Source organism: Mesorhizobium sp. Root695, assembly GCF_001428185.1.
Taxonomy (GTDB): domain Bacteria; phylum Pseudomonadota; class Alphaproteobacteria; order Rhizobiales; family Rhizobiaceae; genus Mesorhizobium.
This window is the reverse complement of record NZ_LMHO01000043.1, coordinates 247400-262805: the sequence shown is the minus strand read 5'-3', so window position 1 is coordinate 262805 and position 15406 is coordinate 247400. Positions and strand designations below refer to the sequence as shown.

19 protein-coding genes are annotated in these 15406 nt (G+C 63.4%); 9 read left to right on the top strand and 10 right to left on the bottom strand.

The features are described from left to right. Nucleotides 1-133 precede the first annotated feature (133 nt). Complete coding sequence (locus ASD99_RS27910; RefSeq protein WP_056581182.1) at nt 134-829, bottom strand: ribonuclease HII; 696 nt, start codon at nt 827-829, stop codon at nt 134-136. A gap of 152 nt (nt 830-981) precedes the next feature. After that, the gene (locus ASD99_RS27905) at nt 982-2136 is read right to left on the bottom strand and encodes a PA0069 family radical SAM protein (protein ID WP_056581181.1); all 1155 of its coding nucleotides are present in this window, start codon (nt 2134-2136) and stop codon (nt 982-984) included. 150 nt (nt 2137-2286) lie between these two features. Between ASD99_RS27905 and ASD99_RS27900 the strand changes: the two genes are divergently transcribed. Then, nucleotides 2287-2811, top strand: coding sequence for a glycosyltransferase (locus tag ASD99_RS27900; protein ID WP_057145564.1), 525 nt, complete (start codon nt 2287-2289; stop codon nt 2809-2811). A gap of 145 nt (nt 2812-2956) precedes the next feature. Next, on the top strand, nt 2957-3931 hold the full coding sequence (locus ASD99_RS27895) for a hypothetical protein (protein WP_057145536.1): 975 nt from the start codon (nt 2957-2959) through the stop codon (nt 3929-3931). A gap of 6 nt (nt 3932-3937) precedes the next feature. Here ASD99_RS27895 and moaB read toward each other — a convergent pair whose 3' ends face one another. The 6 genes from moaB to ASD99_RS27865 form a co-directional block, all read right to left on the bottom strand. Beyond that, entirely contained in the window at nt 3938-4492 is a 555-nt protein-coding gene (gene moaB / locus ASD99_RS27890; protein ID WP_056581175.1) for a molybdenum cofactor biosynthesis protein B, read from the bottom strand. Beyond that, a complete protein-coding gene (locus tag ASD99_RS27885) occupies nt 4479-5378 on the bottom strand; it encodes a 4-(cytidine 5'-diphospho)-2-C-methyl-D-erythritol kinase (RefSeq protein ID WP_056581170.1) in 900 nt (299 codons plus the stop codon). Before ASD99_RS27885 ends, moaB begins: the two co-directional genes overlap by 14 nt. Nucleotides 5379-5398: 20 nt before the next feature. Next, nucleotides 5399-5584 (bottom strand): hypothetical protein, encoded by a 186-nt coding sequence (locus ASD99_RS27880; RefSeq protein WP_056581167.1) that lies wholly within the window; start codon nt 5582-5584, stop codon nt 5399-5401. 129 nt (nt 5585-5713) lie between these two features. After that, nucleotides 5714-6577: a S49 family peptidase gene (locus ASD99_RS27875; RefSeq protein WP_057145535.1), complete on the bottom strand. Its 864-nt coding sequence runs from the start codon at nt 6575-6577 to the stop codon at nt 5714-5716. A 79-nt stretch (nt 6578-6656) separates the two neighbouring features. After that, complete coding sequence (locus tag ASD99_RS27870) at nt 6657-7457, bottom strand: tRNA1(Val) (adenine(37)-N6)-methyltransferase (RefSeq protein ID WP_057145534.1); 801 nt, start codon at nt 7455-7457, stop codon at nt 6657-6659. Beyond that, nucleotides 7457-7681 carry a DUF2007 domain-containing protein gene (locus ASD99_RS27865; protein WP_015318845.1) on the bottom strand — a complete coding sequence of 75 codons (225 nt, stop codon included), beginning with the start codon at nt 7679-7681 and terminating at the stop codon, nt 7457-7459. Before ASD99_RS27865 ends, ASD99_RS27870 begins: the two co-directional genes overlap by 1 nt. A 207-nt stretch (nt 7682-7888) precedes the next feature. Between ASD99_RS27865 and ASD99_RS27860 the strand changes: the two genes are divergently transcribed. From ASD99_RS27860 to ASD99_RS27840, 5 genes are all read left to right on the top strand, one after another. Next, nucleotides 7889-8905, top strand: a complete 1017-nt coding sequence (locus ASD99_RS27860; RefSeq protein ID WP_056581915.1) for a polyprenyl synthetase family protein — start codon at nt 7889-7891, stop codon at nt 8903-8905. Nucleotides 8906-9011: 106 nt separating this feature from the next. After that, nucleotides 9012-9680 carry a GntR family transcriptional regulator gene (locus ASD99_RS27855; RefSeq protein WP_057145533.1) on the top strand — a complete coding sequence of 223 codons (669 nt, stop codon included), beginning with the start codon at nt 9012-9014 and terminating at the stop codon, nt 9678-9680. Nucleotides 9681-9788: 108 nt separating this feature from the next. Next, nucleotides 9789-10382 (top strand): biotin transporter BioY, encoded by a 594-nt coding sequence (locus tag ASD99_RS27850; RefSeq protein ID WP_057145562.1) that lies wholly within the window; start codon nt 9789-9791, stop codon nt 10380-10382. Beyond that, the gene (locus ASD99_RS27845) at nt 10379-10822 is read left to right on the top strand and encodes a DUF1284 domain-containing protein (RefSeq protein ID WP_057145532.1); all 444 of its coding nucleotides are present in this window, start codon (nt 10379-10381) and stop codon (nt 10820-10822) included. The genes ASD99_RS27850 and ASD99_RS27845 overlap by 4 nt, the downstream gene beginning before the upstream one ends. A 237-nt stretch (nt 10823-11059) precedes the next feature. Further along, the gene (locus ASD99_RS27840) at nt 11060-12835 is read left to right on the top strand and encodes a tetratricopeptide repeat protein (protein WP_057145531.1); all 1776 of its coding nucleotides are present in this window, start codon (nt 11060-11062) and stop codon (nt 12833-12835) included. Between the two features lie 75 nt (nt 12836-12910). On the opposite strand, the gene ASD99_RS27835 is transcribed toward ASD99_RS27840, so the two are convergent. Beyond that, nucleotides 12911-13372, bottom strand: a complete 462-nt coding sequence (locus ASD99_RS27835; RefSeq protein ID WP_057145530.1) for a GNAT family N-acetyltransferase — start codon at nt 13370-13372, stop codon at nt 12911-12913. Nucleotides 13373-13612: 240 nt separating this feature from the next. Between ASD99_RS27835 and ASD99_RS27830 the strand changes: the two genes are divergently transcribed. Continuing rightward, nucleotides 13613-14533, top strand: a complete 921-nt coding sequence (locus ASD99_RS27830; RefSeq protein WP_056581147.1) for a glycine--tRNA ligase subunit alpha — start codon at nt 13613-13615, stop codon at nt 14531-14533. A gap of 3 nt (nt 14534-14536) precedes the next feature. On the opposite strand, the gene ASD99_RS34190 is transcribed toward ASD99_RS27830, so the two are convergent. Further along, complete coding sequence (locus ASD99_RS34190) at nt 14537-14713, bottom strand: hypothetical protein (RefSeq protein ID WP_164482326.1); 177 nt, start codon at nt 14711-14713, stop codon at nt 14537-14539. Between ASD99_RS34190 and ASD99_RS32845 the strand changes: the two genes are divergently transcribed. Then, nucleotides 14712-15230 carry an endonuclease domain-containing protein gene (locus ASD99_RS32845; RefSeq protein ID WP_082583441.1) on the top strand — a complete coding sequence of 173 codons (519 nt, stop codon included), beginning with the start codon at nt 14712-14714 and terminating at the stop codon, nt 15228-15230. The two genes, ASD99_RS34190 and ASD99_RS32845, sit on opposite strands and share 2 nt — an antisense overlap. The last annotated feature ends 176 nt before the right edge of the window (nt 15231-15406 follow it).

Genomic DNA, 15406 nt, shown 5'->3' with positions numbered 1-15406 from the left:
GCTGGAAATGGCAGTCACTCCTTCGGTGGACTGCCTTCCCAAAGAATCCGTTCTCAAACCAACTTCAAGCTCAAAATCGCCATATGCGATTCCCCTGCCTCGAGGGGGGAGACTGCTGTCGCAGCCGCTTAACTCAATCCAGGCCGGCCAAGCTCTCTTCTTCCGCCACTTCCACCCCGCCAAGCCGAAACGGCGCAAACGACACGCGGTGCAGCCGCGCCACCGGGCCATGCGCTTCGATCGCCGTGCGATGGCGGACCGTGGCGTAGCCCATGTGGACTTCGAACCCGTAGCGGTCGTGATGGTTGCCGCAGCCGCACATCATGCGGTCACGCATAACCTTGGCGACGATCGAGGCGGCGGCGATCGACTGCGAACGCTGGTCGCCCTTGATCAGCGCGCGCCCGGCGCAAGGCAGGCCCGGTGGCACGTCGCGCCCGTCGGCAAGGGCGAGCTTTGGTTGAACCGACAGGCCGACCAGCGCGCGGCGCATGGCTTCGAGGCTGGCCTTGAGAATGTTGCTGCCGTCGATGCCCTCGGCGCTGATCGACGCCATTGAAACCGCTAGCGCGGAGCCGAGGATTCGCAGGAACAGGGCCTCACGCTGCAAATGGCTGAGGCGCTTGGAATCGTCGAGCCCGTCCGGAATGTTGGCGGGGTCGAGCACCACGGCCGCGGCGACCACTGGCCCGGCCAGGGGGCCACGGCCGGCCTCGTCCATCCCGGCGACCGGCCACAGGCCGTCCGCCATCGCCTTCGTCTCGAAGGAGAAGTCGGGTTTCTCGATGATCTCAAAGAGAAGCGGAGAATCGGAACGCGCGCGAGCCATGTTGCGGCGAGGTTCGCATCGGCTCCGATTCTCCGCAAGTCCCTCCGGGTCGGGTGGGGCGTCGGACCGGGAGGGCACCGTCTGCAGGCCGGGGCAGGCCGGACGGAATTCCTATGCTGCGGCAGATCAAACCGCCGCAATGAAGTGCATTCTCAAAGCAGCGTCAGCTGCAACTGATCCTTGGCGGCGACAACGAACTGGTCGGTCCGCAGCGTGCGCCGTTCGGCATTGAGGCCGAGTCGCTTGGCGGTGATCTCGAAGCGCCGGCCAATCTGCCAGGCATAGGGACCGGCGCCCTTCATGCGCTTGCCCCATTCCGAATCGTAGTCCTTGCCGTCGCGCATCGAGCGGATCAGCGACATCACATGGCGGTAGCGATCAGGATAATGACGCAGCAGCCAGTCCTTGAAGATCGGGCTGACTTCCAGCGGCAGGCGCAGCACGACATAGCCCGCCTCACGAGCGCCGGCCGCGCGTGCCGAATCGAGGATGCGTTCCATCTCCTGGTCGGTCAGGCCCGGGATGATCGGCGCGACCATGACCGAAGCCGGAATGCCGGCATCCGAAAGCTGGCGGATCGCCTCCAGCCGCTTGGTCGGCGTCGACGCGCGTGGCTCCATCGTTCTGGCCAGCATGCGATCGAGCGTCGTCACCGACAGCGCCACCTTGGCGAGCCCCCGTTCGGCCATCCGCGACAGGATATCGATGTCGCGCGTCACCAACGCGGATTTTGTCACGATGCCGACCGGATGGCCGCGCGCTTCCAGAACTTCGAGGATCTCGCGCATGATCCGATATTGCTTCTCGATCGGCTGGTAGGGATCGGTGTTGGTTCCGATGGCGATGGTGCGCGGCTGGTAGCCATCCTTCGAAAGCTCCTTGTCGAGCAAGCGCGCCGCATCCGGCTTGGCGAACAGCTTGGATTCGAAATCGAGGCCCGGCGACAGGCCCATGAACGAGTGCGTCGGCCGGGCAAAGCAATAGACGCAGCCGTGCTCGCAGCCGCGATAGGGGTTGATCGAACGGTCGAAGGAGATGTCGGGCGATTCGTTGCGGGTGATGATGGTGCGCGGCTTCTCGACCTGCACTTCGGTCTTGAAGGGCGGCAGTTCCTCCAGCGAATTCCAGCCATCGTCGAACACATGCCGGCTGACTGGCTCGAACCGGCCGGACGGATTGATGCCCGCCGACCTGCCGCGGTTGCGGTCCGGACGGACACGCACGCCACTCTGCTCGATCATCGCATTGGCCATCTCGGCTCTTCCTGCTCCGAAAGCTGCAATGTCGGCTCGCACGATCTGTTCCATCTTCGCCCGCTCCCAGGGACTGTCCATGTTGTGTCGAATCGCTCTGTTCATGAAATTATTCCTATTTTGTCGATGAGAACAAAGCAAGAACTTTTTATGGTGCGCTGCAATAACTGGCGCTGTGCCGCGCTTTCCGCTATTCGGCTAATGATGCTCAGTGTTCTCATCGAAACCCGCAATGACGAGGAGGGCCTTACCCGCACGCTTGCCTCGCTGATTGGCGGCGCGGTCGAGGGCGTCGTGCGTGAAGTCATCGTCTGCGACACGGGCTCCACCGACCAGACGCATCGCGTGGCCGAGCATGCCGGATGTCAGTACGTGACTGGCGGCGTTGCTGCCGGCATCCGCCAGGCCAAGGGGGACTGGCTGCTGCTGCTGGAGCCGGGCGCACGGCTGGTGGAGGGCTGGATCGACGTGGTGGTCGACCATACGGCCAGGCAAACCATGCCGGCACGGTTTTCGCGGGCGCGCGGCAGCCGCACGCCGTTCCTGGCGCGCGTCTTTTCGGGAAACCGTGCCTTGGCCGACGGATTGCTGATCAGCAAGCGTCAGGCCGCGGCCTCGGCCAAGAGTGCCGGCAGCGCCGAGGCCATCGCCCGCGGCCTAGCGACAAAGCGGCTCGACGCCGAGATCTGGGTAGCGCCGGTAAAGCAGAAGCATCGCTCACGACAATGATTTTTTGCAGGTGCTCTCTCCGTTGTGCATTGCACAAAATCTGACGCCGGGTTAGTTTCCAACCGAAGCGGTGAATTGGGTTTGGGTCATGCCGAGTGGTGAACACCGATGCGGCATCGGTGGCGCTCTCATAGTCGAGGACCCAATGAATCTTACAACCCCCGACAATTCCGGCACGGCCAGCCTCGAGGCCATTGCGCGCAACGGCGGCCTGTTGCGGCGCATCGCCGTGCGCATTCCGACCTATCTCAAGGATCTTCGCGAAAACCCCGCCTGGCTGCCGATGTTCGTGCTGGCGCGTACAATGCCTGGACGCCGCATGCATTGGCTGGGTGCAAAACGCGCCCGTCCAGTCGACAATACGGTGGATACGATGTTTGCCGGCGTCGAGCGTGAAGCCGTGGTCGAAGCGCTGCGCTCCGACGGGCTGTTTTCAGGCCTGGTCCTGCCGTCTGATATCCACGAGGAGATCGCTGACTTCGCCGGACGCACGCCTTGCTTCGGCAATTTCGACCGCCGCCTCGAATTCATGCCGGGTGAACATTCCGAGGCCGAGAAGCGCTTCGGCCGCTCGCTGCTCAGTGGGCATTTTTTCGAGCGCATCCTCGACTGCCCGGCGGCGCTGGCCATCCAGCGCGATCCGCTGCTTCTGGATGTTGCCGCGCACTATCTCGGCTGCCAGGCAAAACTGATCACGACGCGCGTCTGGTGGAGTTTTCCGACCGGTGCTGCCTCTGATGCCGACAAGAACCTTGCCTCGCTGGGCAAGTATCATTTCGACCTCGACGACTGGCGCATGCTGAAATTCTTTTTCTATCTCAAGGCGGTCGATGCCGACACCGGTCCGCATGTCTATGTCAGGGGCAGCCACAAGCGACGCAGTCTCAAGCATCAACTCACCCTCCTGGTCGGCCATCCCGCACAAGAGGTTCTGGATGTGTATGGCGAGCAGAGCCCGGTGACGCTGACTGGCGAGGCCGGTCTCGGCTTCGTCGAGGACCCGTTCGGCTTCCACATGGGCACCGTGCCGGCGCGCACGCCGCGGCTGATGATGGAAGTCGGCTTCGGCGTATCGCCGCCATCGCGCCGGCGATTCCATGGCGAGCCGGTCATCCGCTGAGCCTGTTTATCCAGCCTTGGTGCCACGCCGCAGATGCTCGTCCAGGCGCGGCATGATCTCGACGAAGTTGCACGGCATGTGCCGGTAGTCGAGTTGCGCCTTCAGGATGCCGTCCCACGCGTCCTTGCAGGCGCCTGGCGAACCCGGCAGCACGAAGACGAAGGTGGCGTTGACGACGCCGCCGGTTGCCCGGCTCTGGATCGTTGAGGTGCCGATCTTGTCGTAGGAGATGCGGTGGAAAACTTCCGAAAAGCCGTCCATGCGCTTTTCGAAGATCGGCTCCAGCGCGTCCGGTGTCACGTCACGACCGGTGAAGCCGGTACCGCCGGTGGTGATCACGACATCGATATCCTTGTCCAGCGACCACGCCAGAACCTTGTCGCGGATTTTCTCCCGGTCGTCGGTGACGATATCGCGGGCTGCCAGGATGTGGCCGGCCTCGGTGATGCGATCGGCCAATGTCTGGCCGGATTTGTCGTCGGCGAGGCCGCGCGTGTCTGAAACGGTCAGCACTGCGATGCGCACGGGAATAAAGGAACGGCTCTCGTCAATTCTGGCCATCAGCGCCCTCCGATGCGATGCTGCGTGTCGCCGCGACGAACCAGTCGGGCTGGCGGCCGCGGATTTCGGCGGCCGCGCGCTTGGCGACATTGCCGGTCTCGAACAGGCCGAAGCAGGTTGCGCCCGACCCGGACATCCGCGAAAAACCGGATCCAGCCTTGTTCAGCCAGGAAAGCGCCCTGCCAATCGCGGGCTGCATGGCAAGCGCTGCAGGCTCGAGATCGTTGCGGGTGATCTCCAGCCAGTTGCGCAGGCTGTGAAAGTCGATGCTGCGTGGCAGCGGCGGCAAGGCTTCGTTGTCACGACGCGAAAGCGCTGCGAAGACCTCGGCCGTCGAGAGCGGCGTGCCCGGATTGACCAGCACCAGCCCAAGCGCCGAAAAATCCGGCACCATCGACAGCTCGTCCCCAATGCCGCGTGCGACCAGCGGCCTGGCCGCCAGGCACATCGGTACATCGGCGCCAAGCGAGAGGCCGATCCGTGCCAGCTCGATGCCGTCGATGTCCAGGGCCCATATCTCCACCAGCCCGCGCAGGACGGTCGCCGCATCGCTCGACCCGCCGCCGACGCCGGAGGCGACAGGCAGGTTCTTTTCGAGCCGGATGGCGACCGGCGGTGTTCTCTCGTGCCCGACCGCCTGTCGCAAGGCATCGCGCGCCTTGAGCACCAGATTGCTCGCATCGAGAGGAACGGCCGGGGCGTAGCGGCCGGACACGGCAAACCCGTCGCTGTCGGCGAGCCCGATTTCGACCCTGTCGCCAAACCGCGTGAACACCGCCAGGCTTTCGATCAGATGATAGCCGTCAGGGCGCCTGCCGGTGACATGCAGCGCAAGATTTATCTTGGCGTGCGCGTGCCAGCTACGCGACCCGATGTCGGTGTCCACAATGGTATGCGAAATGATGCTCAGTCCTTGGCCAGCCGGTATTCGCCGGTCTTCGGATCCTTGACCAGCGTTCCGATCGCCCCATTGGCCGCCTGTTTTTCGGTGCGCCGCACCTTGGCGGTCACGCGCTCGGCTTCGCGGATGAAGGTGCGGTAGCCGAAATAGGCGGCGACGCCAACGACGGTGAAGAAAATGATCTGCGGCATGCCAAAACTCCTCCCACGCTGGGCCGGCGAAGGCGGCCGGTCGGGTCGGTTGATGCATGTCGATCCGATTTTGGGAAAACGACATGCATGAGACTTCAGGCTCTGATGCTAGACGGTTTTGTCGGCTTTTCAAAGCCCGAAGCGTGCCCACAACGCGCGCTCTTCCGCCGCATCGATCACGCCGCTGGCGGCGGCTGCTGCGATATCGGGCACTGAGAAGCCCTTGCTCGAACCGAACAGGCCGAAGCGCCCGAGGAAACCGCGCGGCGCCGTGATCAGCCTGAGCTGGGTTTTCGCCCCGAAACGGGTCTTGAGCACCGTGCGCATGTCGCTAAGCGCATCGACCAGGCCAAGTTCGAGGCCCTTGATGCCGGTCCAGAACAGGCCAGTGAACAGGTCCGGATCGTTTTTCAGTTTCGTGCCGCGCCGCTCCTTGACTAGATCGATGAACGTGCCGTGCACCTCCAGCTGCAGCGCCTTCAGGCGTTCGACGTCTTCCTTCTTCTCTGGCTTGAACGGATCGAGCACCGCCTTGTTCTGGCCGGCGGTGTGGACACGGCGCTCGACACCGATCTTCTTCATCAGTTCCGGAAAGCCGAACGAGGCCGAGACCACGCCGATCGAACCGACGATGGAGGACGGATCGGCAAAAATCTCGTCACCGGCGACCGCGATCATGTAGCCGCCCGATGCCGCGACGTCCTCGACGAAGACCAGCACCTTTTTGTTCTTTTCCGTGGCCAGGTCACGGATACGCTTGAAGATCAGCCGCGACTGCACCGGCGAGCCGCCGGGCGAATTGATCGAGATGGCGACCGCCGGCGCGTCGTAGGAGAACGCCTTCTCGATGAGGCCGGCCGTCGAAGCCAGCGACAGGCTCGGCCGGAACTGGCCGCCGCCGGCCATGATGGTGCCGTGCAGCCGGATGACCGGAATGGTGACGACGGTGGAGCGCCAGGATTTCGGCAGCAGGCGGTTGATAAGTCGTTTCACGAGGGCGCGGTCTCCAGTCGATAGGTTGCAGGCATGTAGGCATTTCCCGGCCAACGGCAATGTGGCCCGGCTGAATAGCTCAATCTCCGAACAGCGAGGCGAGGCCGTTGGTGATCATTTCGCTGCGCTCATCGGGGCCGTGGCCTGACTGCGCGTGCAGCATCAGGGGCGGGCGGATGGCAAGCTTTCCCCGCGCCCCGAGCGTTGCCCGCACAACGATACGGATTGCCGCCGCGTCGGGGCGAGGGTGGACGGCAAGCATCTGGGCATCGCCGAAGCGCCCCGCGATCGCATCGAGAATGGCGCCGAGCTGCTCGGGACGGGCAATCACGGCAAGCCCGCCGCGCGGCCTGACCACCCCTGCCGCGCTGCGGATCCAGCTTTCGAACAGCCCGTCCTCCATGACATGGGCTTCTTTTCTGAGGCGATCGGGGGTGGCGCGGTCCCGTGCTGTGTTGAAAGGCGGGTTCATGATGACGAAGTCGAAATCATTGTCGGCGAGGCCGGCGGCCGCTCGAGCCCGCCCAGATACGGTGACATCGGCGACGAGCACAGAGGCACGATCGCTGAGATGGGCATTGCCGGGATGGGCAAGGGTGGCCGCCGCGAAGGCCGACATTTCGGGCGCGCGTTCGACCAGAACCGCCTCGGCGGCCGGGCAGCGTGACAGCACCGCCAGTCCGGCGGCCCCGGCGCCGGCACCGAAATCCGCGAGACGCCCGGCAAAGGAGGACGGCACGGATGCTGCCAGCATCATCGCATCCATGCCGGCGCGATGGCCGCCTTGCTTGGGCTGCACCAGCCAGAATCGGCCGCGATGGAAAGCATCGACCGTATGGGCTGGCGTGTCCGAGACGAGGGTGGCCGGCGCGGCGGACATTATTTTCCGCGGATTTCGTTGGCGATGCCGGCATCCGTTAGGATGCGCCGTGCCGCGTCGGCCTGGTCGGCGTCGACCATGACGCGCCGCGGAAGGATGCCAAGCGAGCCGTCGAGCACGCTCATGTTCTGGTCGGCGACGAAACACCCGATGCCGGCATCGCGCATCAGCGATTCGACAAAGGAGATGATGACGGCGTCGTTGGTGCGAATGAGCTCTATCATCGGGCGAAACTCTCAGTTTGCAGCGCTGATGTAAACGGGCAGGCGGATTTCCGTGGCAAAACGGAACTGCCTTTCGGCATCGGTTGACATTCCGTCATCGCCGCCGCGCCAATTCGCCACTTGCCGTGGCCACGTCCGCCGCCCTAGAGTCCGTAGAGGGACTAAGGGTGCCGTCGCACGCGTTATACCAAGACGGGAGTGATTGTCGTGGGTGTCGTTCTCAACATCGAAAACGGGAAGCGGGAGCCCGCCTCCATCAAGGATCTGATCGATCTGACGGCGGCCGACATGGGGCGCGTCAATGAATTGATCCTGTCCAAGGCCGGCTCCGACGTCGAGATGATCCCCGAGGTCGCCAATCATCTGATCTCGTCCGGCGGCAAACGGCTGCGGCCGATGCTGACGCTCGCCGCCGCTCAGATGTTCGGCTATGCCGCCGAGGGCCACGTCAAGCTCGCCACTGCGGTCGAATTCATGCATACGGCGACGCTTCTGCACGACGATGTCGTCGACGAGAGCGGCATGCGCCGCGGCAAGAAGACCGCCCGCATGATCTGGGGCAACCAGGCAAGCGTGCTGGTCGGCGATTTCCTGCTCGGCCAGGCCTTCCGCATGATGGTCGATGTCGGCTCGCTCGAAGCGCTCGACATCCTGTCGAGCGCGGCCTCGATCATCGCCGAGGGCGAGGTCATGCAACTTGCCGCCGCCAAGAATCTCGAAACCACCGAGGATGAGCATTTCGCCGTCATCAAGGCCAAGACCGCGGCGCTGTTTTCGGCTGCTGCCGAGGTCGGCCCTGTCATCGCCCAGGCGACGCGCAATGATCGCGCCGCGCTGCGCTCCTACGGCATGAATCTCGGCCTTGCCTTCCAACTGATCGACGATGCGCTGGACTATGGCGGCACAAGCAAGGACCTGGGCAAGAATGTCGGCGACGATTTCCGCGAGGGCAAGGTGACCTTGCCGGTCATCCTCGCCTATCGGCGCGGCACCAAGGCCGAGCGCACCTTCTGGAAGCGCGCCATCGAGGACAATGTCACCGACGACGCCGGCCTGGAAAAGGCAATCGGCCTGATGACCCGCCACGGCGCCATTGCCGATACGATCGGGCGCGCCCGCCATTTCGGCGAGATCGCCCGCGACGCGCTGGCGCCGCTTGAAGCGACGCCGCAGAAATCGGCGCTGATCGACGTGATCGATTTCTGCATCAGCCGGGTGAACTAAAGGCTGGCCTTTCGCGACGCTCCCTCTTGCCTACGCTGGGGAGGACGTTTGCGAATTCGGTCCCGCTGTCTCGACAAGCTGCCCCATCGCAAATTATCTATAAAACATGGCGAAGGGCACAGACGACACCATAGCCGTCCGCATCAGCAAGGTGCTGGCGGACCGCATCATCTCGGGCGCGATCGAGCCGGGGGCCAGGCTTCGGCAGGATCATATCGCCGAGGAATTCCACACCAGCCATGTCCCGGTGCGCGAAGCCTTCCGCCGTCTTGAGGCGCAAGGGCTGGCCATCGGTGAGCCACGCCGTGGCGTGCGCGTGGCATCTTTCGATCTGGGCGAGGTCAAGGAGGTCGCCGAAATGCGCGCCGCACTCGAAGTGCTGGCGCTGCGCCACGCCGCGCCACATCTGACATCTGCCATTCTCGATCTCGCCGAGGAGGCGACCAAGGCCGGCGACAAGTCCCGCGATGTCAGGTCGTGGGAGGAAGCCAATCGCGCCTTCCACCGCTTGATCCTGGCGCCATGCGGCATGCCGCGCCTCCTCGCCACCATCGACGACCTGCACGCGGCGAGTGCCCGTTTCCTGTTCGCGGCATGGCGCTCCGAGTGGGAGACACGCACCGATCAGGATCACCGCGCGATACTCACCGCCTTGCGGCAGGGAAACACCGAATCGGCGGCCGTGACGCTGGGGCGGCATGTCCAATGGATCGGCCGCAAGCCGGTCAGGACAGCTTCCGGGACCACGCGCGAAGCCTTTGCCATCGTCGGCTAGGACGACGCCTTGCACAGCCAGGGCTTGCTATCTCGGCAGATTTGTGGATTCGATAATAGATCGAAATCAGAAATTATCTATAATTTGCAATCGATCGAAGGAATCGCAATGACAGACGTCGCATTCTCGTCCAGCAGGCCGTCATTCAGCCCGCTCCGGCTTCAGGATCGTTCTCTGGCCTGGCAGGCTGGAGCCGTCGCGCTCGGCACGCTGTTCCTGGCGCTGTCGTCCTACATCGAAGTGCCGATGGTGCCGGTGCCGGTGACCATGCAGACCTTCGCCGTGACCTTGATTGGCGCGCTCTATGGCTGGCGGCTTGGCGCGATCACCATCGCGGCGTGGCTGGTCGAGGGCGCGGTCGGCTTTCCGGTTCTGGCCGGAGGCGCTGCCGGTGCGTCGTTTTTCGTCGGGCCAACGGGTGGTTATCTCTTTGCCTTCCCGCTTGCCGGCGTGCTTGTCGGTTGGCTCGCCGAACGCGGCTGGAACGGCAACAGGGTGGTGCTTGCCTTCGTCGCCATGCTGCTCGGCAACCTTGCCTGCCTGGTGCTCGGAACAGCATGGCTAGCCGTGATGATCGGCGCCGAACAGGCCGTCACCTTCGGCTTCCTGCCCTTCCTCCTCGGCGGGCTGCTCAAATCGGCACTCGGTGCTGCGACCCTCATGGCCCTTCCCGGCGGCAAGGCGAAACCGGCCAATCCGTGACAATCAGGCTGCGCGCTCATCACCTCCTTTGCCTGCTCACCTATGTGGGCAAGGGATACACTCCCGCCTTCACCGCCAATTATGATCGCGTCGCGGACCGCCTGAGCCGGGGCGAGGACATCCTCCTCGTTTCCGGCCCCGACGATGTCTGCGCCCCGTTGCTCGACGAGCCGGAACCGCATTGTCTCAACGAGAGCGTCGTCGAGCGCGACCGGCTCGCGGCACAGGATGTGGAGGAGTTGCTGGCGCGCCCGATCCGGGTCGGCACCCGTCTCGATCTCGACGTGGCGATGCTGGCGCGGATGCGACGGGCGTTTTCGGCTGGCCGTGTGCGCAAGGCTTGCGGCGGCTGTGAGTGGAACGAGCTGTGCAGCACGATTGCGGCCGGCGGATATAGCGGCACGCTGGTACAGCGGTCTGCCTCGTCAGGCGAGGGCTGATATTGGCGCCGAGCCCAGCGGTCGAATCCGTGATATGTTCGGCTCCGAGCAGGGCCATGGCCGAAATTCAAGATCGGAAAACTGGTGCCTGTCGCCATGGTTTGTTAATCGGGTGCCCCGATTGTGAATTCGAGGCGGATTGAAGCACGACCCCAAAAAGGCCATGCTTTGTCTGGAAAGATCGAGTCTACGTCGATCCCGCTGACGCGGAGATGGCGCCTGGCTGAAAGGGATACGATGCGGCAAGGACGTGCGCGCTGGCTGACAAGGCTGGCAATTGTGGCAGGCATGGCGATCTCGGCTTTGCCGGCCTATGCCAAGCAAACCACAGAACCGGTCAAGATCACGTCGTTCTCGGGCGCCTATCTGGCAGCCCGGATCGCCGAAGGCGACAACGACCTCGACAGCGCCATCGCCTACTACAAGCAGGCACTGGCCTTCGACCCGAGCGACACCGGCCTGCAGCAGAGCCTGATGTTGTCGCTGATCGCGCAAGGCCGCTTCGACGAATCCCTCGTTTATGCCGACAAGCTCAAGGAAGTTCCCGATGTCGAGCGCTTCTCGCGCCTGGCACTCGCCGTTGATTCCTTCCACAAGAAGGATTTCACTAAGGCGCAATACTGGCTCAAGCTGTCGCTGGAATCCGATCTCGACCGGCTGATCTCCGGGGTGATGTCCGGCTGGGCCCAACAGGGCGCCGGCGAAGCCTCCGACGCGATGGCCTCCATCGACAAGCTGCAGGGGCCGGATTGGTTCGGCCTGTTCAAGTCGTTCCACCGCGCGCTGATCGCTGACGCATCCGGTATGCCCGAAAAGGCCGAAGCGATCTACGCCGCGACCATGCAGGACACGGCCGCCGGCGGTGCCGCTCCCGAAACCTGGATGCGCAACGCGCAGGCCTACGCCTCGTTCCTGGCCCGCAAGGGCGACAAGGCCAAGGCGCTGTCGGTGCTCGACCAGGCCGAGGCGTTTTCGCCGGGCAAGCTGGAAATCGTCGCCTTGCGCGGCATGATCGCCAAGGGCGACAAGATTGCGCCCTTCGCTGCAGGCCCGTCGGATGGTGCGTCGGAAATTCTGCTCGACCTCGCCACCGCGCTCAACCGTGGCGGCGGCGAGCCGTTCGTGCGCCTCTATCTGCAGTATGCGCTCGCCCTGAGGCCTGACAGCGACGCCGCCCTCGTGCAGCTCGCGGCTGTGTCCGAGCAGTTGAAGGACGGCGAGGGCGCCATCGCGCTCTATCGGCGGATCCCCGCTACCTCGCCGCTGAAGGAGCTTTCGGACCTGCAACTCGGCCTCAACCTTGCCGATCTCAACCGCCAGGACGAGGCGATCACCCATCTCAAGGCTTTTGTTGATGCGCATCCCGATGACATGCGCGCCTATCTGGCGCTTGGCGGCGTCTACTCCTCGAAGGACGATTTTCGCTCGGCGGCCAATCTCTACGACAAGGCCGTCGATGTGCTGAAGACACCGACCGCGGCCAACTGGAATATCTTCTACCAGCGCGGCATCGCCTATGAGCGGCTGAAGGAATGGCCCAAGGCCGAGCCGAACTTCCGCAAGGCACTGGAACTGTTCCCCGACCAGCCGCAGGTGCTGAATTATCTCGGCTATTCCTGGGTCGATATGAACACCAACCTCAAGGAAGGCCTGGCGATGATCCAGAAGGCCGTCGACCTCAGGCCAAGCGACGGGTACATCGTCGATTCGCTGGGTTGGGCCTATTTCCGCCTCGGCAGGTTCGATGACGCCGTGCGCGAAATGGAACGCGCCGTGTCGCTGAAGCCGGAAGATCCGGTTCTCAACGATCACCTCGGCGATGCCTACTGGCGCGTCGGCCGCAAGCTGGAAGCAACCTTCCAATGGAACCAGGCCCGCGACCTGAAGCCGGATCCCGATGTGCTGGCCACCTTGCAGCAGAAGCTGATGAAGGGTCTGCCGCCGATCGAATCCAACACGGCGCAGGAAACCCCGAAGGTCAAGCCAGAGCCGGTGCCCGCCCCGAAGGGGTGAAGTGAGCTATTTGATTGCGAGCGGGGCTCTTTTCGGAGCCCCGTTTTCGTTTCCGACCCATAATCTCAGCAGATTCTAGAACATCTTCCGGTAGACGACGAAGCCGGAGCGTTCGCCGACCTTGTCGTAGAGCTTCATCGCCGTGTGGTTGGTTTCATGCGTCAGCCAGTACACCCGGCCAGAGCCGGCGGCCTGGGCGCTCTCATAGACACCCTCGATCAGCGCCCGGCCGATGCCTTTGCCACGCGAGGCCTGTGCGGTGAAAAGGTCCTGCAGGTAGCAATTCGGCGCGATTGCCGTGGTACTGCGATGTAAGAGGTAATGCACGAGGCCGAGAAGCTTCCCCTCGCTTTCGGCCACCAGCGCGTGGACCGGCTCATAGGCATCGAAGAAGCGCGACCATGTCATCGCCGTTACCTCGCTAGCCAGGGCCGTTTCGCCCGAGCGGCCATAGAATGCGTTGTAGCCATCCCACAGCGGCAGCCATTGGTCGAAATCCTGGGGCGCAATGGGGCGGATGATGATCGGGCTGGGCATGGCTGGACCTGTTGTCATTGACATGGACGACGCATCGAACAGACCTCAGGCTTCCATGACCGGCAATGGGCCAGCCCCTCGCAATGCTTTCAACATCATCCCGCACGCTCCAGGCGATCCGCACGGGCGTGCTTTGCTTGACGCTTCGCCGTCGTGTCTCTAGGACGTGCCGGCAAGCTAGCCTGTGCTGTCGAGGCCCCCGTGACGATTGAAATCCCGACGATTGAAATCCCCGCCCATATGCATCCCAGCCGCTCGTTCCAGGGGCTGATCCTGACGTTGCACAATTATTGGGCGGCCTATGGTTGCGTTATCCTACAACCCTACGACATGGAAGTCGGCGCCGGCACCTTTCATCCGGCAACGACGCTGCGCGCGCTTGGGCCAAAACGCTGGAACGCCGCCTATGTCCAGCCCTCGCGCCGTCCCAAGGACGGCCGCTATGGCGAGAATCCGAACCGGCTGCAGCATTATTACCAGTATCAGGTGATCCTGAAGCCGAATCCGCCCAACCTGCAGGAGCTCTACCTCGGCTCGCTGGCGGCGATCGGCGTCGATCCGCTGCTGCACGACATCCGCTTCGTCGAGGACGATTGGGAAAGCCCGACGCTGGGCGCCTGGGGGCTCGGCTGGGAATGCTGGTGCGACGGCATGGAAGTGTCGCAGTTCACCTATTTCCAGCAGGTCTGCGGCATCGAATGCGCGCCCGTGGCTGGCGAGCTCACCTACGGGCTGGAACGGCTGGCCATGTATGTGCAGGGCGTCGACAATGTCTACGACCTCAACTTCAACGGTCGCGAAGGGGCCGACAAGGTCACTTATGGCGATGTCTTCCTGCAGGCCGAGCAGGAATATTCGCGTCACAATTTCGAATACGCCAACACAGCGATGCTGCTCAGGCATTTCGAGGACGCCGAGGCCGAGTGCAAGGCGCTGCTCGATGCCGGTGCGCCGGCGTCGAACGACAATCTGCCGATGCACCGCATGGTTTTCCCGGCCTATGATCAGTGCATCAAGGCCAGCCATGTCTTCAACCTGCTCGACGCGCGCGGTGTGATTTCGGTCACCGAACGGCAGAGCTACATCCTGCGGGTGCGCAATCTCGCGAAGGCCTGCGGCGAGGCATTTTTGAAGACGCAGGCGGGTGGCCTGGCGGCCTGAGTTTCAGGCCCGTTTCATCATCTCTAAGGAAGCGTGGATCGGCAGCATGTTTTGGGTGCCGGTACCGTCGATCGTGCGCAATGCCTGCCGCACGCCCGGCATCGAGAAGGCGCCGTGAGCCTGTGCGGTGAAGCAGGCGCTGAGCGCGAGGATCTGTAGAAGTCTGGATGCCGTTTTCATGGTCGTTGAGCCAAATGTTCCCTGCCTGAGCGTGGGTCGCTTCAGCGCTGCGTTCGGTTCATGGAAATCTTTGATCCAAGGACGGGTGGCATCGCCTCGTCCCGACAGGGCAGCCAAAATTTCTGCAAAGGGTGACAGCGGCCAGCCGAGTTGCTATGCCCCTCTCACCTCCCCCTTGATGGAGGAGGTCGCCGCGAAGCGGCGGGTGGGGGTGATAGCGCGATTTTCTATGCCGAAGCTCGACCGGTTCAAGTTGCAGTCCGCGCAACGGCTCCGTGCGGCAATGACCGACGAGGAGCGCCTGCTGTGGCGGCATCTGTGGCGCATTCCGGTGGAAGGCACCCATTTCCGCAGACAGGCGTCGGTTGGCATATATTTCCCCGACTTCATCTCACACCGGCTGAAACTGATCATCGAAGTGGACGGCGCTCACCATAGTTTCGACGGCCAGCAGCGCCACGACGAGCGTCGAACGAAATGGCTTGAGAGCCAGGGCTACCGTGTCGTCCGCTTCTAACCATGAAATCAAAAACGAACTGGATTCCGTGCTCGATACGATCTATGCGGCGGTGGAAGAACGGAAATCACACCTTGGCCAGCAAGACGCCGAGGGCGCTTGACACTGAGACGCCGCCACCCCACCCCGGCGCTACGCGCCGACCCTCCCCATCGAGGGGAGGGTGAGGAGCTACC